16 protein-coding genes are annotated in these 20,593 nt (G+C 45.5%); 7 read left to right on the plus strand and 9 right to left on the minus strand.

The window, feature by feature from the left end; all coding sequences use genetic code 11:
* Positions 1-206: 206 nt before the first annotated feature.
* The 4 genes from QT992_RS29800 (at position 207) to QT992_RS29815 (ending at position 6,118) form a co-directional block, all read left to right on the plus strand.
* Complete coding sequence (locus tag QT992_RS29800; protein WP_333341729.1) at positions 207-794, plus strand: hypothetical protein; 588 nt, start codon at positions 207-209, stop codon at positions 792-794.
* 280 nt (positions 795-1,074) lie between these two features.
* Positions 1,075-2,364, plus strand: a complete 1,290-nt coding sequence (locus QT992_RS29805; RefSeq protein WP_333341728.1) for an AAA family ATPase — start codon at positions 1,075-1,077, stop codon at positions 2,362-2,364.
* Positions 2,365-2,371: 7 nt separating this feature from the next.
* Positions 2,372-2,806: a hypothetical protein gene (locus tag QT992_RS29810; protein WP_333341726.1), complete on the plus strand. Its 435-nt coding sequence runs from the start codon at positions 2,372-2,374 to the stop codon at positions 2,804-2,806.
* Between the two features lie 330 nt (positions 2,807-3,136).
* Complete coding sequence (locus QT992_RS29815) at positions 3,137-6,118, plus strand: cation-transporting P-type ATPase (RefSeq protein WP_333341724.1); 2,982 nt, start codon at positions 3,137-3,139, stop codon at positions 6,116-6,118.
* 240 nt (positions 6,119-6,358) lie between these two features.
* Here the strand turns inward: QT992_RS29815 and QT992_RS29820 are convergent, their stop codons facing one another.
* The 4 genes from QT992_RS29820 to QT992_RS29835 form a co-directional block, all read right to left on the minus strand.
* On the minus strand, positions 6,359-9,901 hold the full coding sequence (locus QT992_RS29820; protein WP_333378382.1) for a tetratricopeptide repeat protein: 3,543 nt from the start codon (positions 9,899-9,901) through the stop codon (positions 6,359-6,361).
* Between the two features lie 12 nt (positions 9,902-9,913).
* Positions 9,914-10,288: a type II toxin-antitoxin system VapC family toxin gene (locus tag QT992_RS29825; RefSeq protein ID WP_333341721.1), complete on the minus strand. Its 375-nt coding sequence runs from the start codon at positions 10,286-10,288 to the stop codon at positions 9,914-9,916.
* Entirely contained in the window at positions 10,285-10,752 is a 468-nt protein-coding gene (locus tag QT992_RS29830; protein WP_333341719.1) for a DUF2281 domain-containing protein, read from the minus strand. The genes QT992_RS29825 and QT992_RS29830 overlap by 4 nt, the downstream gene beginning before the upstream one ends.
* Before the next feature lie 137 nt (positions 10,753-10,889).
* Positions 10,890-11,480 carry a hypothetical protein gene (locus QT992_RS29835; protein ID WP_333341718.1) on the minus strand — a complete coding sequence of 197 codons (591 nt, stop codon included), beginning with the start codon at positions 11,478-11,480 and terminating at the stop codon, positions 10,890-10,892.
* Between the two features lie 81 nt (positions 11,481-11,561).
* Here QT992_RS29835 and QT992_RS29840 point away from each other — a divergent pair, with 81 nt between their 5' ends.
* Positions 11,562-12,452: a hypothetical protein gene (locus QT992_RS29840; protein ID WP_333341716.1), complete on the plus strand. Its 891-nt coding sequence runs from the start codon at positions 11,562-11,564 to the stop codon at positions 12,450-12,452.
* 363 nt (positions 12,453-12,815) lie between these two features.
* Here QT992_RS29840 and QT992_RS29845 read toward each other — a convergent pair whose 3' ends face one another.
* Positions 12,816-13,328: a hypothetical protein gene (locus tag QT992_RS29845; RefSeq protein ID WP_333341714.1), complete on the minus strand. Its 513-nt coding sequence runs from the start codon at positions 13,326-13,328 to the stop codon at positions 12,816-12,818.
* A gap of 213 nt (positions 13,329-13,541) precedes the next feature.
* Here QT992_RS29845 and QT992_RS29850 point away from each other — a divergent pair, with 213 nt between their 5' ends.
* A complete protein-coding gene (locus QT992_RS29850) occupies positions 13,542-13,727 on the plus strand; it encodes a ribbon-helix-helix domain-containing protein (protein WP_333302030.1) in 186 nt (61 codons plus the stop codon).
* 310 nt (positions 13,728-14,037) lie between these two features.
* Here QT992_RS29850 and QT992_RS29855 read toward each other — a convergent pair whose 3' ends face one another.
* Complete coding sequence (locus QT992_RS29855) at positions 14,038-16,002, minus strand: HAMP domain-containing sensor histidine kinase (RefSeq protein ID WP_333341712.1); 1,965 nt, start codon at positions 16,000-16,002, stop codon at positions 14,038-14,040.
* Positions 16,003-16,261: 259 nt separating this feature from the next.
* On the opposite strand from QT992_RS29855, the gene QT992_RS29860 reads away from it, so the two are divergent.
* On the plus strand, positions 16,262-16,423 hold the full coding sequence (locus QT992_RS29860; protein WP_333341710.1) for a hypothetical protein: 162 nt from the start codon (positions 16,262-16,264) through the stop codon (positions 16,421-16,423).
* Positions 16,424-16,743: 320 nt separating this feature from the next.
* Here QT992_RS29860 and QT992_RS29865 read toward each other — a convergent pair whose 3' ends face one another.
* The 3 genes from QT992_RS29865 to QT992_RS29875 all read right to left on the minus strand — a co-directional run bounded on the left by QT992_RS29865 (position 16,744) and on the right by QT992_RS29875 (position 20,352).
* Complete coding sequence (locus QT992_RS29865; protein ID WP_333341708.1) at positions 16,744-18,660, minus strand: HEAT repeat domain-containing protein; 1,917 nt, start codon at positions 18,658-18,660, stop codon at positions 16,744-16,746.
* Positions 18,661-18,851: 191 nt separating this feature from the next.
* Positions 18,852-19,070 (minus strand): hypothetical protein, encoded by a 219-nt coding sequence (locus QT992_RS29870; protein ID WP_333378385.1) that lies wholly within the window; start codon positions 19,068-19,070, stop codon positions 18,852-18,854.
* Positions 19,071-19,179: 109 nt separating this feature from the next.
* The gene (locus QT992_RS29875) at positions 19,180-20,352 is read right to left on the minus strand and encodes a family 10 glycosylhydrolase (protein WP_333378388.1); all 1,173 of its coding nucleotides are present in this window, start codon (positions 20,350-20,352) and stop codon (positions 19,180-19,182) included.
* Between the last annotated feature and the right edge of the window lie 241 nt (positions 20,353-20,593).

Here is a 20,593-nt window from a genome sequence, read left to right on the forward strand (position 1 = left end):
TGATTGGTGTCAATCTCAAAGCAGCAGCTTAAATTATCATCAGTATTTATACTGATCGCATAACTGTTATGCTCCCGTCAAAGTCCTTGTTAAAAATGGCGGGTTCAGAAGGATTCAAAGTCAACCCCTACTCCCCTTCTTAAGGGGGATTTAGGGGGATCTAGACTCAGCTACCACCCTTAAAATACAAATCTGTATATTATTAAATGGAAAATCTATCTATTCTAGAACAAGCTGCAAAATCTAATTCTAAACCATCTCCCGCCGCCGTAGTCGCAGCCCTCTTAGAAGCTGAGAAAAGGGCGAAACAAAATAAAATTCGCTATGGTTTCGAGCAATTAATCGGCAACTGGCAACTCTGCTTTATCACCGGCACGAAAAAGACTCGACAAAAAGCGGGAATTGTGTTAGGCGCGGGACGTTATATCCCTGAGTGGATTGCGAAAATTCAAATTGCTTATTCGGCAGAACCTTTTGCTGAAGGGGAAGAGAATAGCGAAACCGGCAGGGTGGAGAATTCGGTGCAAGTTGGGGCGATCGTACTAACTCTTTCCGGGCCGACTAAGTTTTTGGTTAATAAAAATATTTTAGCTTTTGATTTTACCAGAATTACGGTGAAATTGTTGGGTAAAACTGTGTATCAAGGATTTATTCGCGGTGGAGAAGCGCGGGAGGCGGAATTTTTTAGTTTGAGTGTGGGGAAGCAGGCATTTTTTGCATATTTTCTGGTAGAAGATGGGATAATTGCCGCTAGGGGAAGGGGCGGCGGATTGGCTTTGTGGGGGAGAGTTTAGACCAATTGAGGAGGCGATCGAGTAATTGTTTTTGATAGCAGCCCCGTATTGGCGAATTTCCAGGGGATTGTTAACCCCAAATACAGTCGAGATTGTCTGCATATTAACTCAGAAGGCTATGCGGCACTAAACAAGGAAATCGCTGGTATCTTAGTACCCTAGGATAACGCTAGGGTGGCTAATTCCGTTTATTTGACTCAGGAGTATAATTGTTAACACTGAAGGTCTAATTTGAATGTTAAAATATAGTAAAATCCCTTAGCTTGCTTGAATTCCAGTTATGGCTGAAAAATTAACAGTTAAAAACTTTGCTGGTATCACAGATTTGGAGATTGAGATCAAGCGCATAAATATACTGATTGGCCCCCAAGCCAGTGGTAAAAGTGTTTGCGCCAAACTTCTTTTCTATTTTAAGAACTTCGTATGGGAAATTTTATCTATTGTAGAGAACGAGCAGACCAAACGCAATCTAGATTCCAACTATTCCAAGAAATTTGAGGAATATTTCCCTCCCAATTCTTGGGGAAAACAAGATTTTTTCATACGGTATGAGCTGGCAAATATTTTTATAGAAGTTAGTAGAAAAAAGGAATCTAAAGGCAAGATTGTACTCAGCTATTCCGAATTATTCAATAAGGAATTTACAGAGCTACGCAATTTACTTAAAAAAATAAGAGTTCAATATTCTGAAGAATATCCTAAGTATGATAGTTTGGATCGGTTCTATGTAACCAGCCAAATGTTGAGAGAGATCTTTGTAGACTTTTTAGTAACATCTATTGGTCGAGAGGCCGCCTTCAGTCAGTTGTTTATTCCTGCTGGTCGCTCCTTTTTTGCTAATCTTCAGAATAACATCTTTTCTTTTCTGTCGAGCAATAACGCGCTCGATCCCTTTCTAAGAGAGTTTGGTTCAATCTATGAAAATATAAAACGTTCCGCTATAGTATCTAGAAGTAGGCTTGCAGAAACAAATGCCAAAGATATACAAGAGGAAATAGACAGGCTAATAGAAAATTCTCTATGTGGGAAGCACGTACACGAAAAAGGGAAAGACTTTCTGGAGGTGGCCGATGGAAGACGGATTAGTATTGCAAACTCATCTTCAGGTCAACAGGAAACATTGCCTCTGACAATCATGCTAGCTGCACTACCTTTTCTAACTTCATCGGGTATTGGGCAGACAGTGTATATTGAGGAGCCAGAAGCGCATTTATTTCCCAGCGCACAGCGTAATGTTGTCGAGCTGATTGCTACTGTATTTAATTATCGCAAGGAGCAACTTCAATTCTTTATAACTACCCATAGTCCCTATGTCCTAACAGCATTTAATAATTTACTCCAGGCTGGTCTCCTTTATCAGGAATCCAGCGAAGACGTACAGCATCAATTAGAAAAAATTGTGTCGAGATACAAATCACTAGATGTTTCCGATCTCTCAGCCTATGTTTTAATGGATGGAAAATGCAGTAGTATTGTGTGTCCTGAGACTGGATTGATAGATGCAAAAGTGATTGATTCTGTTTCTGATGACCTAGCTATTGAATTCGAGCAACTTCTGAACTTAGTTTGAATCGTATATGAAAAGTTTTCCCGAATGTGAGGAGTATAGATGTGACACAAAAATTGTCTTACAGGAGAACAAAAGTAAAATAACTTTCCTCAACCCAAATCAAGACAAAATATTAACAATTAAGGTTGATGGCTGCGCGATCAGTGATAACGAGACTTTGCGTTGTGACTACGCACTTATGCCTTCGGATGAAGTAGAAATATATGTGGAGTTGAAGGGAAGCGATATTGTCCATGCAGTTGCACAAATAGAATCAACTATCCGATTACTTTCGGACAATCCCCAAAAAATCAAGAAGCTATGTTTTGTTGTGTCTACTCGCGTGCCTAAACAAACAACAAGTATACAACAGCTACAAATTCAGTTTAAGAAAAAGTTTAATGCTAGTTTTCGAGTCAAGAATATTCAAGATGAGTATGATTTAAGCACTTGTATAAGCTAAACCTGTTTTTCCTAGGGCTGTTATTATGTTTATTGAGACAGTCAATCATAGCTCAATCCACATTTTTAAATAAAAGTTTTTTATTTACATATTTTTGTATAGTTTAAACTACTAATTATATCATCACCCTGCACAGAGCGAAACAATCCTAAACATCTTAATTTTAACAAACCGCATAAAACGAACTTTATTAAATAGAGATATGGGAAAAATAAAAGCTCGCCCTGCCGGCTCAATAAGATGGATTTTGTAAGAAAAATTAAGTTTACGCAAATTCGTTGGGAAATATGCCAAAAATGATTGCATTACCTATTTCTAAGGTGGGGATGTATGGCGATACCGCATCAACCAATTTGGACCCTATCACCAGAAGATGTATATCAATCCTTTGAAATCAGCGACAAGGGGTTATCTGATGAGCAAGCTTTCGATCGACTCGTAAAATTTGGTACGAATGAGTTGCCAGAACCGGCTCATCGCCCTCTGTGGCTAAGATTTACCGATCAGTTAAGGCACTTTATGGCCCTGTTGCTATGGGTGGCAGGGATTTTGGCATTCATTTCGGGAACCCCTCAATTAGGTTGGGCAATCTGGGCGGTGATCGGGATTAATGCTGTATTCAGTTTTTGGCAAGAGTTTCAAGCAGAGCAAGCATTAGCGGCCTTAAAGAACGTGTTACCGATGCAGGTGAAAGTGTATCGGAATGGGGAACTAAAGCAGATTCCGGCAAAGGAACTGGTGCGTGGAGATGTGATGCAATTGGAAGAGGGCGATCGCGTCTCTGCGGATGCTCGGTTAGTCACAGATCAAAGCCTGTATTTGGATATTTCTGTAATGACTGGCGAATCGCTTCCTGTTGCCCGTAACGCTCATCCGGTGCGGGTGCGCGAAGCTGCATCAATCCGGGGTGGCAAAACGATACCAGCGGGCGAACATCCCTTACAAGAAAAGGTCAATCTGGCGGAAATCCCCAATTTGGTGCTCGCAGGCTCGACGGTTTCGTCAGGAAGGGGCGTTGCGGTGGTGTATGCCACGGGAGCACAAACTGAGTTTGGTCACGTAGCCCATCTCACCGCCGTTGTGAAACGGGAACCCAGCACGTTGGAAGTGCAGGTTGCTGAAATTGTGCGGATCATCACTGCGATCGCCCTTGGTATGGGAGTTCTGGTATTTCTGCTGACATACCTGCTGGTGGGGATGGAGCTCAAAGAGAGCTTTATTTTTGGGATCGGGATCATTGTGGCGCTGGTGCCAGAGGGATTACTGCCGACGGTTACTTTGTCATTGGCGATCGGAGTGCGACGAATGGTGCGCCGTAATGCTTTGGTGCGTCGTCTTTCGGCTGTGGAAACCCTGAGCGCTACAACGGTGATCTGCACCGACAAAACCGGAACGTTGACTAAAAACGAAATGACGGTGCATTATCTCTGGCTTCCCTGGGAATCTTCGGAGAACAGCCCAAATCCTGCCAGCCAAGAGTCGGCTGTCTTACCACCTCTTAACGGGAAGCAGAAATCCCATCCATCGATGACGGCGACTCTGATTGAAGTGACTGGCGCTGGATACGATCCTACGGCTGGTGAGGTTCAGATTCCCGCGAATTTTGAAGAATCCTGGAAAGTCAATTTGCTGCTTACGGGGGCGGCACTTTGCTCGAATGCACGGCTGATTCACGTGACAGCGCCTAGCCGTTGGCAAGAAATTGGCGATCCAACGGAAGCGGCTCTGCTGGTGGCTGCTGCCAAAGCAGGATTGAATCTGGAAACTTTGCAAAAACAGCTTCCCCGCTTGCGGGAGGTGCCTTTTGATTCTCGTCGCCGGATGATGACGGTGGTGTTGGACTGGCGATCGTCCGCGCTATGGAACAGCGAGTTGCCGAACCTGGCTTTTACCAAGGGGGCACCGCTGGAAGTGTTGCGACACTGCACATCTATCTTGCGGAATGGCACTCTCTCCGAACTCACTCAATCCGACTCGAATGAAATAGTTGCGGCTAACGATGAGTTAGCCCAGCAAGGCTTTCGGGTTTTGGGGGTGGCGGCTCGCCGTGGGGGAAGTGAAATGTTGGATTTGCGATCGCAAGACTTAGAGCAAAACTTGATTTTTATTGGTCTGGTGGCGATGTTTGACCCGCCCCGTCCAGAGGTAAGAGAGGCTCTTGCTCAGTGCCATCAGGCAGGAATTAAGGTGACGATGGTGACGGGTGACTATGGACTGACTGCTGAGGCGATCGCCCGCAAAATTGGATTAGTTACGGATTCTGTACGGGTGGTAACGGGTGAAGGCATGGGGCATCTGTCGGATGCTCAATTGCAACAAATGCTGAAATATCGATCGGGGCTAGTGTTTGCTCGGATGTCTCCTGAGCATAAGCTGCGACTGGTGGAAGCGTATAAAACGATCGGCGATGTAGTTGCGGTGACGGGGGATGGAGTCAATGATGCACCAGCATTAAGGGCTGCCCATATTGGCATCGCGATGGGGATGAATGGCACCGATGTGGCACGAGAAGCCGCCGATATTGTCCTCACCGACGACAACTTTGCGACGATCGTCGTCGCGATCGAGGAGGGGCGAGCCGTGCATCAAAACATCCGCAAATTTATGACTTACATCCTGGCATCAAACCTGCCGGAATTAGTACCATTTCTGTTCATGGTGGCGTTGAAAATTCCTCCTGCACTGGTGATCATGCAGATTCTTGCTATTGATTTAGGAACTGATATAGTGCCTGCATTGGCCTTGGGTGCAGAACGGGCAGAAGCCGGAACCATGCAGCAGCCCCCCCGGAAAAAATCGCAACCGCTTCTCGATCGCTCTCTGCTGTTGCGCGGCTATGGCTTCTTGGGATTGCTGGAAGCTGCCCTAACGATGGCAGCATTTTTTCTGGTGTGGTGGAGTTACGGTTATGACTTGGCAGAATTACAAGCTGCAACGCCAAGCATTCTGTCTCATTCAGCAGATGCCGCTACGATCGCTATCTATACTCAAGCCATCACCATGACTCTGGCATCGGTTGTGGCTTGTCAAACGGGCAATGTCTTTGCTTGCCGATCGGAACGCGGATCAATTCTGCGGCTGGGATTCTTTTCTAATCCACAAATCTGGCTCGGAATTGCCATTGAATGGATTTTAGTGGTGCTCGCGATCAATAACGAATTTTTGAGCCGCATCTTTTCGACAGCACCTTTAGCACCCTGGCAATGGCTGCTATTGCTGGTGTGTCCACCGATCGTTTTAGGAGCAGAAGAACTACGAAAAGTGGTGTTTCCTGGGAAATTGATTCCGCAGCAGAGCCAGAAAGGTAATTAGGTTGAATTTTGTGAACACTTCCTACTCCTAATTGCTGACGATCGCATTTACGGATATATAGCAATCCTAAATCATTCTCCTAATTATTGTAGGGGCAATCCCCCCGTGGTTGCCCGATAGATAGGGGGTAGGCACGGGGAGTAGGGGTCGCACTACCCCTACAAATTTATCTGAATCATTTAGGATTGCTATAGCTACATCTGGAAATGCGATCGGGTTAACTGTTCTGCCTGTTAGTAACTACCGCGCATCCCCAATTAAAATAAACGGCGACCAATAAAACGGATGCCGATCAATTTGACTCAACTTAGCTTGCCGCAATGCTTCATTTTTACTCATCCCTTTATTGATATTTTGATAAAATTCAACCATCAAATCTTTAGTAGCGGAATCATCAACACTCCACAAACTCGCCATCACCGCTTGTGCGCCCGCACGCTCAAATACATAGGCAACTCCCGATATTTCTTCACCGTTAGAATTCGCTTGCATAGCAGTTTGACAGGCGCTTAAGGTGAGGAGTCTGGTGTTTTGCAATCCTAATAACGCGGCATCGCGAATATTGAATTGGCTGTCAGCAAATAGTAGTGTATTTTCCTCCATGCCCAATTTTTGACAGCCTCCCTGTTGGAAACAGCCGTGAGTTGCTAGGTGTAAAAAAGGAAAGCGGGGTGCTTGAGTTTTGAATTGATCGAGGGTGGCGGCATTGCCGATATAGGCGGAACTTCGCGGCAATAATTGAGCGATATTTCTAACTTCTTCTTCCGAACCGGATAAATTTTGCGGAGCACGGGGGATGGGATTTCCTAATGCTAAGACTCCGCCTTGTAAAGTCGAATTGGGAATTGACCTTGTGGAAATGCGGGTGAGATAGTTGACGGGATATTTCTGGATGAGGAATTCATCATTTTGTTCGTCATACAGGGTTTCAAAGGGGATGTAGCGCAGTTTTCCTGTGGCGATGATGCTCAATTGTTTGGCGGAAGTAGCTTGGATTTGGTCTTCGACGGGACGAATCAGGATTTCGTAGAGTTTGCTGCCAGTTACGGTGAAGTTAGTGTCGCCAGTATTTTGCAGTTGTTCGCGGTATTGAGTGAGGAGTTTGTCGAATTCTTCGGGATTAATAGGAATTTTTTTAACACTTAAACTGTCTTTTGTCAAGACAAATAGGGCGATAGTATTGGGAACTTCGTTAATATTTGTCAGCAAGACGGGTTGAATGACAGCGGTATCTGGTGCGATACTTGCTTTCAGTTGAGCGATATCTTTGGGTGTGGTTTCAAAGAGTTCGGCGACTTCGGGGAAACTGCGGGAAATTTGTTCTGCTTGGCGGTTGACTTCTGCTTCTAATTCCCGCATTTGTCGGGAGAGATTTTCGGAGAATTTGTCTTCGAGTTGGCGGCGGAGTGATTGCAGTTGTTGATTTTTTTGATTCCACTCGTCAATGGCTTTTTGTGCTTCGGGGTTGGCGACTTTGGCGTCAATTAAGCGGGTGTAGTCGGCGAGGTCTGCTGTGGTGGTGATGTTGACCCATTGGAAAGCGCGATCGGCTTGGTTTTGATCGATGAGGATGTCAACAAGTGCAACTGCGGGGTTTCTTTTACCTTCTAAAAACTTTTGGCGATTTTCTCGCTGTAAGCCACTCCGCATTTCTAAGGTGATTTGGACGGATTGCTGCCAATTTTCGATCGCTTGAGTTGGTTGCTTCGTATGTCGGTAGAATGCACCAATATTACTCAAAGTAGTAGCTTCCCCAGAGCGATCGCCTACTTCCCGCCTAATTGGTAAAGCTTGGTTAAAGTATTTCAATGCTTCTTGGGGTTGAGAAATGCTGCTGTAAACTGCACCAATATTATTCAAAGTATTAGCTTCCCCAGAGCGATCGCCCACTTCCCGCCAAATTGGCAAAGCTTGGTTATAGTATTTCAATGCCTCTTGTGGTTGAGAAATGCTGTTGTACACTGCACCAATATTATTCAAAGTAATAGCAACGCCTGCGCGATCGCCCACTTCTCGCCTAATTGGTAAAGCTTGGTTATAGTATTTCAATGCTTCTTGCTGTTGAGAAATACTGTTGTAAACTCCACCAATATTATTCAAAGTATTAGCAACGCCTGCGCGAGCTCCCACTTCTCGCAAAATTGGTAAAGCTTGGTTGTAGTATTTCAATGCTTCTTGGGGTTGAGAAATGCTGCCGTAAACTAAACCAATATTACTCAAAGTAGTAGCTTCCCCAGAGCGCTCGCCCACTTCCCGCGTAATTGGTAAAGCTTGGTTAAAGTATTTCAATGCTTCTTGGGGTTGAGAAATCCTGCTGTAAACTGCACCAATATTATTCAAAGTAGCAGCTTCTAGTGAGCGATTGCCCACTTCCCGCGTAATTGGTAAAGCTTGGTTATAGTATTTCAATGCTTCTTGGGGTTGAGAAATGCTGCCGTAAACTGCACCAATATTACTCAAAGTAGTAGCTTCCACAAAGCGATCGCCCACTTCCCGCGTAATTGGTAAAGCTTGGTTATAGTATTTCAATGCTTCTTGCGGTTGAGAAATGCTGTCGTAAACTGCACCAATATTACTCAAAGTAGTAGCAACGCCTGCGCGATCGCCCACTTCTCGCCTAATTGGTAAAGCTTGGTTGTAGTATTTCAATGCTTCTTGCGGTTGAGAAATGCTGTCGTAAACTGCACCGAGCCCACTCAAAGTAACAGCAACGCCTGCGCGATCGCCCACTTCTCGGCTAATTGGTAAAGCTTGGTTGTAGTATTTCAACGCTTCTTGCGGTTGTCCAATACTGTTGTAAACTGCACCAATATTACTCAAAGTAACAGCAACGCCTGCGCGATCGCCAACTTCCCGCCTAATTGGTAAAGCTTGATTCAAGTATTTCAATGCTTCTTGCGGTTGAGAAATTCTGTGGTAAACTTCACCAATATTATTCAAAGTAGTGGCAACGCCTGCGCGATCGCCCACTTCTCGCCTAATTGGTAAAGCTTGGTTATAGTATTTCAATGCTTCTTGCGGTTGAGAAATACTGTTGTAAACTACACCAATATTATTCAAAGTAGTGGCAACGCTTGCGCGATCGCCCACTTCTCGCCTAATTGGTAAAGCTTGATTCAAGTATTTCAATGCTTCTTGCGGTTGAGAAATACTGTAGTAAACTGCACTGATACGACTCAAAGTAGTGGCAACGCCTGCGCGATCGCCCACTTCTCGCCTAATTGGTAAAGCTTGGTTATAGTATTTCAATGCTTCTTGCGGTTGTCCAATACTGTTGTAAACTGCACCAATATCATTCAAAGTAGCAGCAACGCCTGCGCGATCGCCCACTTCTCGGCTAATTGGTAAAGCTTGGTTAAAGTATTTCAATGCTTCTTGGGGTTGAGAAATACTGTTGTAAGCTACACCAATATTACTCAAAGTAGTGGCAACGCCTGAGCGATCGCCCACTTCTCGCCAAATTGGTAAAGCTTGGTTGTAGTATTTCAACGCTTCTTGCGGTTGAGAAATACTGTCGTAAACTAAACCGATATCATTGAGTGCGAAAGCTTCGATTTTTCTATCTTTCAATTGTCGCGCAATAGCTAGAACTTGCTGCCATTTTTCTATTGCCTGTCGGGGTTGTCCTTGCTGTTGCTGCTGCCTTGCTTGTTGCATAAGTCTCTGTAATTCTTGAACCTGTAAATTTTGAGTTTGCGCCCAACTCGGTTGCACGATCGGCGGCACAGTCAGAGGAGTCAAACACAAACCCAAAGCCAAAACAGTTCTGATAAATGGTTTCATCTTTTTTATAATTCACCAAATTCGATTAATAGAATAGGCATCAAAGGCAGAATCTTTACTTACTTCCACCATTGCTTGTGCAATGAGCAATCGATCGAACGGATCTTTATGACGAAAAGGCATGGTCACGATCGCATTCAGATGATCTAAATTGATATTCAGGAGATTAAAGTCTTCCAAACTGAGTTTTTGCGCGATATACTCCTGAAAAGGCACACTCAAATTCAGAAGCCCTTTACTTTCCTTAATTGCCATCTCCCAGATACTTGCTATACTGACCAGTTTATGATTATCTTCGTCCTCAATTAGAATCCGTGCAATGGCACTAACTTTAGAATTGCCTGCAAAAAACCAAATTAAGGTATGAGTATCTAACAGCAGTCTCATGACATATAATCCTCAAAATCTTCTAACGGCTCATCAAAATTATCAGATATGGTAATCACCTCGCGATCGCAGCCAAACAGCGGCTCACGGCGCTTTTTAGGAGGCATCACCGATGATTTTCTATTGGTTGTGCGATCGCCCTCTAGAAATTCTCCTATTTTTTTCCATTCCTCTCTGTCTTCCTCTGACAAAGACGCTAAAAACTCTTTCATCCTTTTCAGCTTCTCCTCATGGTTGACAGGCGAAACTTCCTGGACTTCAATCAGAACTTCGGAGCCGTCAGGAATGTTAAAATCTTCTGACAGTTGGATGTTTTTACCTTGTTTTATGCCTTTAACTTGGATAGGTGCAGATTTCATCGCTTGCCTGATATAAATTGCATACATCAGGTCAGACCAAGTAAAGTTTTCAGGCAATTTATCGATTAAGCTGCGGACTTCTTCTTTAAGATTGATGGTTTCCATCGGTTGTAGTAAAGAGAGTTTGTATTTTAATTCTACACGACTTACGCACTCCGACCAAAGAAACCGGGTTTTTATCGAATTTGCGGGCTGCAAAAAAATATTTCGTAAAAAACCCGGTTTCTGCCCCCCCGACGGATTCAATACGGAGTGACTAAAATAGTTATCGTCTTTTTCTGCATATCAAATTGCATTTCATCAACCACAAATTGTCTGTCTTTTGCAACTGCCAAAATTGCCCGCAATTGCCCCAGATTCACAACAGGCGACCTCAATTTTACCTCAGCTTGACCTTTGACAGCATCTATCAGACGAAAATCGCCGATCCCAATACCGTTCCATTTCGCTTGAATCCTTGTCGCTGTGGCAATTTCCCCCCTAATAAACTGCCCCCCATTAGTTCGATAAACCACCGCATTGTTGGGAAATACTATTTTATCAATTTGACTCAAGGGGAGCGATCGCTTTTCCCTAGATCCCTGTATCCATAATTTTTGCCCTTTCTCATCAATCTCTACAACTCTACCATCTCTTTTTTCGCCCCCTTTCATCACAATTTCCGCTTGCGTCGGCAACGCTACGGGTATGGGCTGGCTGGCGTTAGCCTGTGCTTGTACGGATGGCAAATTGCGTTTCTGGACTTCCTGACTGGTGGCATTAACTCGTGCAGCCATACTCGCCGTTACTGTAAAAAGTGCTACAACTAGAAAAGAAAGTGTTCTGCGTTTCATACTTCCCTAAACTCCTTTCAAGGGTAAGCGTTAACCCGCTACCATTATAAACCCATACTTCAGTCCCTTGAGGGTAAATCCGTGCTCCCAACTCCAGAATCTACCCCCGAATCGAATATTTTAGGCAACTTGGCCAGTGTTTTTGGCTTGCTTGGTGCTGCCCTGTTTTTCACGGGCTGGATTTATCGCTGGTCTTATTTTTCCTTCTTTCAGCTAGAGGTAACGACTCTCGATTTACCCGTCGAATCGTTTTTTATGGTGCCGCTTCAGGTGTTTTTTGCTGGCGGAAAAAGCATATTCAAAAGTGCGATCGCCCTTCTGCTGACAGCCCTGGCGATTTACCTCAGCTTGTGGCTGGTTAATAGTATAAACAAGATAGTTCCTGCTAAAATCAATGGCATAATTACAGGGTCGCTTTCCTATCCTTACGGCAGAAGATTCAAGTGGATTTACCGCATCCTGAAATCTTGGCAACAATTTAATATCAATAGATTTAACTCCATCAAATTATTGCGATCGCTCGTTGACGAAATTATCATCGTCGGTTGGGTATTGCTAGTGTTGTTTTGGTCAGCATACCACCAAGGTATTGCCGATGCCCGACGCGATGCTGGGGAAAATTCGTCTTTACCCGCAGTTGCCTTAATCGCCAAGCAAGACAACATTTCTTTGGGCAGAAAACTCGACGATCCAACACTCCGACTAGACCCCAAAGGATTTAAGGCGATCGGCGATGCAGGTCTATTTGCAGATTTGAGCAAAAGAGATTATACTGATATCAATAATCCCAAAGAACCTAGAGTTTGGCGGTTGCTTTTGGAGAGAGGGAACTGGATTTATCTGTTTCCGGCTTTAACAAAAGAACAGCAAAAAGACCCTAACGCTCGCCCGCCTGTGATTGCCATTCAACAAAGTCAATCCGGCGATCAATTGTTAATTGTAAGTCCCGAAGCTTCTAAACAGTCTAAATAAATTAGGCTTGGGCCTGGTTTTCATCCATGATTATACACAGGTGGCCAGAAACCTTGGTTAGTCCGATAGTCCGCCAGTCCGCCAGTCCGCCAGTCCGCCAGGGGTTGAAACCCCTGTCTCATAGCTGAAGTCGTCTGAAGACGACTGAAAGAGTTATTTATAGTCCTCTTAAGAGGACTTTTGCTATGAGGCGGGGGTTTTAACCCCCGACGGACTTTTGCTATTAAGCGGGGGTTAAAAACCCCGACGGACTTAATGCGGAGTCGCTACAATTGTCACCGTCATTTGTGTTTATTAGACATCTCCAGAAAAGCCAGTCTTGAACAGGCAAGATGCCTGTTCCACAATGATTATTCGAGAGGTTTATTGATTAGGATTGATCGCACACAACTTCAAACACACCCCCTCGAATAAACCGACACAAAGCCCTCCGCCGATCGTCCGCATCTTGGCGGTTGACAAAACGGGCAATTGTATAGTGTTCAGCATTCGGTAAAATTCGGACGATCGCCCAAGAAGTGCGTAGGCGCAAGCCGGGGCGTAGCCATCGCCCTCGTTTGACTTTTCAGGTGTTTTCCCTCGCGAATTTGAGTTGAGTTCGATCGCAGGGCGATCGGCGATCGTCGGAGAATTTGCTTTTCTGAGAGTGTTGAGGTAGCGGGCGATCGTACTTCCTTTGAGATTCGCCCCGACGCGCAGAATCAGAAACACCGCAAAGCTTTCGATCTCTGGCCCAGTCATGCGCGCGCGATCGGCATCAAAATCCTCATCAGAATAGCTGCGGATACCCGACAGCAGTTGCGTAATGCCAAAATCATTCAAAGCTTGTTGATAGCCGCGGTTATATTCGCTGCCGTCGCTCACAGGCTTTACCATAGTAGTTGTCTCCTTTTATGTGGATTGTCTCCTTGTATTTGGGGAACCATTAGCCAGCGCGGGCCCTGCAAAAGTTCAGCGCTGGCTTTTGACTCTCTAAGATTATACCACTTAAACGTTACATATGTGTGTCGAAAATGACGTGGACTCGACAAGATAGCGCAGATACAGCACAATGACGATTACCGTAGACAAGAAAATACTGAGCCTCTGATGACCAAACGCTTAACCACTTATTTGGCTGATGGAATCCATGACATCCTTGAAGAGTGGGCAAGTCAAGAACGCCGTTCAGTCAGCAGCTTGTCAGCATTCATTTTGGAGCAAGCAGCCAGAGAACGGCAAAAGGAAATGAAACAACAGCCCCAGCCATCGGATGAGAAGCAGGAGAAGAGTTGAGTGAACCCGTCAAAGCCCAAGAAACCGGGTTTTTTGCAGTTTTTGCCGGCTGTAACGAAGTATTTGGCAAAAAAACCCGGTTTCTGACCACCCGTGCGTCCACTATATGAAATTTATCGGAATCGATTTAGGTTGGATCTCAGCAGCAAGCGGTTTGTGCTGTTTGAATTGGCAAAATAACCAATTAGAATTAATAGAGTGCGATCGCCCCCACTGACAAGACTAAAACATTTCGACATCAAGCCAGAGGTTTGAAACATAAATTTTCGCCCCTCTGCCCACCCCCTACATCTCTCGCCCAAACATCACATCACCCGTTTCCCGCTGGTATCCGCACAGTAAAAATAGACCCTTTCCCCTCTTCGCTTTCTACCAAAATTTCTCCGCCCATCATCTGACAGTAGTAGCGGCTAAGTGTCAGCCCCAATCCGGCGCCGTCGTAAGGTCGCGTTGTTGAACAGTCAGCTTGCACAAAAGCTTCAAACAATTTGTGCTGTTGTTCTTCCGACATTCCAATTCCGGTATCCTTAACAGATAAACAAATCCAATCCGACTCTTCAACATTCAGCAGGGGACAAGCGATCGCCCCAGAAGGAGTTTCATCGGCCACCATTGAATTGTCAATAGCCGATCGCCCTGCTGCATTCAATTTGCCACTTCCTGCAATGCGCCTGACACTCAGTTTCACCCTACCGTTTTTGGTGAACTTCGCAGCATTACTCAACAGATGTATCAAAACCTGGCGCACTTTTTTGAAATCTGCGTGCATTATGCCCACAGTTCGATCGCACTCAATCTCCAAAACATTGCCATTTTTCTCTATCAACGGTTTCGCGGCACTCGCAACATTATCAACCAGTGATTCGATGTCAAACTCCTGGATTTCGAGTTTCATACCCCCCGCTTCAATTTTTGACAAATCAAGGATATCGTTAATCAAAGATAGCAGATGCGCCCCTGCTTGTTCAATCTTCTGCAAGTCGGGTACAAACTCATCAAATCCCGCATCCTGGGCATCTTCTGAAAGTAGTTGACTGTAGCCGATAATCGCATTTAGAGGCGTCCGCAATTCGTGGCTCATAGTTGCTAAAAACTGGCTTTTAGCAGTGTTAGCGGCGACGGCGACTTCCTTAGCTTGTTCTAATTCTTTTGTATGTCCCGAAACCCGCTCGATTAGGTGATTGAGAGAGGCCGCCAGAGAGCCGATTTCGCCTTGTCCGGTGACGGGTGCTCGCAAGTCAAAATTAGACTCAGCGGCTACTTGTTCGGCCACCTGAGTGACGCTGATAACAGGTTGGGCGATCGCCCGACTCGTCCGGTAAGCCAGTATTCCAGCCACCACTACCGATAGCAGCATACTAATAATAATTATGGCTTTTTCCATTCCTTGGGCCTCTTCCATCACTTCACCGCCTTGGCCCTCTTGCTGCTGGGCAATATCCAGGATTTTGCTCAATTCTTCCAGGCTGCTGTTGAGCTGTTTTACACCTTCTCCGCTTTCGATTGCGAGCAATTTTCGGGCCGACTCTACGTCCCGAGGCGATAGTTGCGATTGCTGGATTTCCTGCACAGTTGACTTGAGAGTATCGGCGTAGGCTTCTAAACTTTTCGTGCAATCTTGCACTAAAAACTTGATAACTTCCGGTTTTGCTGCCAGCCAAGCGGGTTGGCTGTCGGCAAACTTTTCTATATGCAAACGCAGATTTTTTGCCTTAACAATACTCTTAACCAACTGCTCTTCTTGCTGTTTTAGCTTGACCGAATTATCTACAAAAGAATCTAGCTGTGAACCCTGCAATTGGGCCGCCAGGGTTGCCTCTTTAAAATTGCCGAGCAATTGCGCTTGTAGGTGAGCATCATTGAATTGCTTTAATCCTTGTCCTTGGTAGTAATCGGCAATCACCAGTCCGCTCAGCGAACCCAAAAACCCGATTCCTATTGCCAGCAAATACCCGTAGCCAATTTTTTGATGGATAGGCAAACCGCCAATTTTAGAGGGCAAACTTTTGCGGACTTTCAAGGATAATTTTTCTACCAAATTATGGGTAATTTTTTTTGTTTTTACGGTTTCTACAAAAGCCACTTCTTCCGAAATTAAAACTGGCATCTGTTTACCTAAGTTGGTATCTTTTGGATTAACCTTTCGCGTTTTCACGTTTGTTTTCGGCGGGTTAAATGGTTCTAATTCTGGATTCAATTCCCCCTGGTCTTCCCAAACGGCAACCGAGAAACTTGCTTCGTGTCCTGTTTTTTTTAGCAAGTTAATTTTTGACATATGCAACCCCTGTATTCTGTTAAAATCTATCACGATCTTAAGTTCTCCAAACGGAAAAGCTTGTCTATTTGACGGTAGACATCTGCGAAAAAGCATCTGAAACTCTGGTCGAGTCAGAGGAGAAACTTAAATTCGGTTGATGTCTAAGAGATAATTAGGCTGTTGATGAATGTTGCCAAATTACTTTTTCCACTCGTAAAAGTCTGCAGCAGGCAAAAAAATAAAACTTTATCCCCGCAGTGAATTATCCCCGCGTGGAATGTTACAGGCAGAAAATTCTCTCAGACCTGTTTTGCCTGTGATTCGCCCAAAGCTGATATTGTCTGTTGACAATGCACCCGATTCCTTCGCTTTGGACTTTGGCAGCCCGCAATGCGACGATTGCTTGACGGTTTTTGTTGAGCATCCGACAACTTCATAGCACAGAATGTCACAAATGCAGCAGCCGATCGAACTTTTGCACCCTGGCGATCGACTTTTGGCATCGTTGCCCCGCAAAGACAAGTCTGAGGTGAAGTCTCGTTAGTTGAGTATAACTGTAGGTCTTGTGAAAAGAAACCCGGTTTCTGCGAGTCAATCGATTTTAGATTTTAGATTTTAGATTTTAGATTTTAGAATTGAAGCATGGACCCCACGGATAAATACGTTCGGCAAGTTTCATCGGATACAGGTTTTTTATTTCACCGGTCCTGAGTCTGCTTTCGGAATGAATCACGTGGCGGGTATCCTGAATGCTTTCGGTCAATTTTTGCCACTGGCGAGTTCTGCAGTTACGGTAGTCAATTCGATCGCCAGTGCTAGCTTACCGTCTCTACCCAAAGCTTCATCTGCCAAGTGTAGCATCCAGCGATTCGGCTTGGCTTGGGGTCTGGCGGCGAGCACCAACGCCCAAGCTTCCCGTTCTTTGCCACGACCCAACAGCGCCGCACAAACAGTCAAAGCTGTGACCGTTGAACGGCTGATCCCACTTTGGCAACAGATGAGCAAACTGCCTCCCTGCGACGACATTTTAAGGGCGAAATCAATAATTTTCATTACATCCTCAACGGTAGGCAAGATTTGATCCGGGTCGTCAACGGGGGTGTCGAGGTCGTTAAACTCCAGGCACATTCGGTTCGGGATTTGATGAAAATTTTTGGGTTCGGGCACACCCGGACTGCCGATCGAGATCAGGTATTTAATCTCGCGTCGCGCAGCGCGATCGACAATGTATTCGCTGGCTTCTACTTGCGAAGCAATCAGGATTTTCGGCAGTTTTTCACCCGATAAATCTGGGGAAACAGAGGGATCAAAATCAACTGTTTCTGCCTCAGTCCTGACATCCGCCAAGTATTGGGCAGCCAGCGCACGAACGTCAGCAAATTCGCGATTTAAAGCTGTTTCCAGAGCCAAAATAGCAGCCGTTGAGCCCATTTGACCGAGGGATTTAACAGCCTTTTGGCGCACTCCAGAATTTTCGTCCCCCAGCAGTCGCACCAAACCTGCCACAGCTTCCTCTGTCCCAATTTCGCCCAAAGCAGCAGCAACTCTCCACCGCACATAAGATTCGCTGTCGCCAATTGCGCTCGCCAGTCCCGCGACCACCATTTTTGGCAATTTCGCATCTCCCTCTGTATTGATGTTCCCAAGGGCAACCGCCGCCCTGCCGCGCACGAAAATATCTCGATCCGAGAGCGACCCGATTACGGCCACCACAGCCACCTCGCTGCTGATTTCCCCCAAGGCCGAAACGGCACTGCCGCGCACGTCTGAGTCGTCATGCTTGAGGGCTTGCACCAACCCCGCCACAGCCGTTTCCGTGCCGATTTGTCCCAAAGCCTCGGCAGCCCTCAAAGAAACTGCATAGGAGTCTGGATCGTCGTGAAGCAATTCTACTAAGCCGGGTACTGCCTCAGAATCGCCGATTTTCCCCAAAGCCGCCGCCGCCCTAGCGCGGACGATGTGATTTTCGTCTCTGAGGGCATTCAGCAGGCCGGGAACTACCTCAGAGACGCCGATTTTCCCGCAGTTGACTGCTGCCCGCCAGCGCACTTCGGAGTCTGGGTGTTTGAGGGCTTTCAGCAGCGCGGGGACGGCTGTTTTCGGGTTAATTTTGCCCAAGGCCCAAACAGCCCAGGCGCGCACTCTGGACTCTGGGTGTTTGATGGCTTTGAGCAGTGCTACGGCGGCTGGTTTCGAGTTAATTTCTCCTAAAGCCCAAGCAGCCCAAGCTTGGATTTGGGAATCTTTGGATTCGAGCCATCGGGCTAATTCAATTACTGCTGCTTCGGAGCCGATTTTCCCGATCGCCCGAATCCCATCAAGGCGCACTGCACTTTCTTTGTGGTTCAATGCGGCCACCAGTATCGGAATTGCCATATCCGAACTTGTTAGGGCCAGCAGTTGAATTTTGAGCAGGGGCGAAGTGGGGATTTTGTCGATTAATTTTATTGTGGCTATTTGAAATTCTGGCTTTACCGTTCCTGCTAGCTTCGAGCCGAGTTTTAAATTTACTTTTAGAGCTAATTTTACTGCCCGCAAAGCCAGACTTTGCTGTTCTACTTGCGGCAATATAGTTGCCAAGGTGTGCATCCCTTGTTTTTGTTTCAAATATTTTTGATGGAATTGAGCATCGCTGAGTTCGGGTAGCTGTTGGATGAGGCTTGCTGCTGAGGTCACTGATTTATCCTAATATTTTGGCGAGCGGTTGAGATTGCTCTTTTAAACGGTCTGTATAAAAAAATATGGCGTCTACAAAACTCTACTTCTAAAAAAAAGCTTGCACCACTTCTAAAATATGTCTTATTCCACTGTTTTTGCAACTCCCCAATTATTAATTATGGGGTTTGTTTGGGCGATCGGCTTGACAATTAGTAGCGCTTGCTGCTTGGCATCGCTGGATTTTTAACTGGCCTAGCTCTGCTATACCATTTTATACTCACATCTTGCACCATTGTCCGCAACAGGCAAGATGCCTGTTCCACAAGAAAATTCACTCTTTGTGGAACAGGCGTCAGCAACAGGCTTTTCGGCCTGTTCCACAATAATAAAATCCACTCTTTGTGGAACAGGCCGAAAAGCCTGTTCATAAAAGCTTATTGAGAAAGGCTATATCATTTTATACCAACTTGGTTTGAAATAGCGATCTGCTCGGTTGAACCCAGCCAACCGGAAACAGCTTGATTGCGGGACAATCTCTCAACGAGCATAGGGCCCTTTTTTCAAAACCTTAGCCAAAGCGTTATCGTTATCTCGCAAACCTTCGTAAAAAAACATCACTTCTCCTTGAATCCCGCAAGATCGGTTGTAAGCAATTACTTGCAACAACAGTTCGGGAGTTATGCTATATTTACTGCCTCGATTAGTCAACAAAATACCGGGCGACACGCACTTTACTTGCTGCCCGCTAAGCTGTCCCGAAATCATTTTATCGACCAATTGTTTGTAAGCATTAAAATCGCGGCGATAAAACTGCGGGTGAAACAGATCGACCACATTTTTGTCAACCCAAGCTTTAGAATCTTGCAAATATTCCACCAGTCCCCACTCATAAGGACTCGGCGACATCGATAGCAACAAATCAGGATTAATCGCTTTCACTTCTCGGTATAAACGAGCCACAAACTCAGTAATAATATCAGCGCGCCACTGCACCCAATGTTGCTCTTTACAATCCGGTGGTGCTGCTTGACCGCACTCTTCTCGATAGCGTTTAACCGTTTTTTCGTCGTAACCGCCTTCTACCGGAAACGCAATGCGATCGTCTCCTTGAAGCCCGTCTACCGGATAATTCTTAGCAACTTCCAGCATCAACCCCAGCACAAAGTCTTGCACTTCCGGGTCAAGAGAATTCATCCACTCAAAGTTATTTTTCTTAAGTAAATTGCCGCTGGCATCACGGGCGATCCACTCAGGTTTTTTCGCCAGCAAATGACCGCCCTTGCGATTGTAAGAACTCACAAATCCGTATTCAAACCAAGGAATCACTTTTAAACCAACTCTCTTGGCCTCAACAATTAATTCTGCCAAGGGGTCGCGACCTCCATACCGCGCGTCAATTTCCGCCCCAAATTGTTCGCACATAATTTGAGAAGGATAAGCCGTAAAACCCCCCTTCCAAACTACAGGAAAAACTGTATTAAATCCCGTATCGGCGAGAAAGTCCATTGCGTCAGCAATTCGCTGTTTTGAGGTGAGAACTTTGCAGTCAGTGCTGGGTATCCAAACGCCGCGAATTCCACCAGGATTGTCAGCCGCTAACGAACTTGGCAGCCCTGATGGATTTGGTGCAAAAAATCCAGTCGCCAACCGCTGTTGGAACGAAGAGACCAAACTGCGAATTGCAGATTGGAAAGGTGTGAAAAATCGCATTTATTTATTCTTTTTTTGTTGTAAGGTGCGGAGTACGCACGCTACGTTATTGATTTGTAGAACCCGATATTATTTATGGATAAGGTGCGCCGAAGAACACCCGATATTATTTATGAATAAGGTGCGGAGTACGCACCCTATATTGATTGATAGCACTCGATATTATTGGGAGCATCTCAGTTTTGTAAAAAGCATTTTTTTTATTGTAGTGCGAGCGTCCCCGCTCGCGTATTGTACAATA

The organism is Microcoleus sp. T3_D1 (assembly GCF_036700405.1).
In the GTDB taxonomy this organism is placed as follows: domain Bacteria; phylum Cyanobacteriota; class Cyanobacteriia; order Cyanobacteriales; family Microcoleaceae; genus Microcoleus.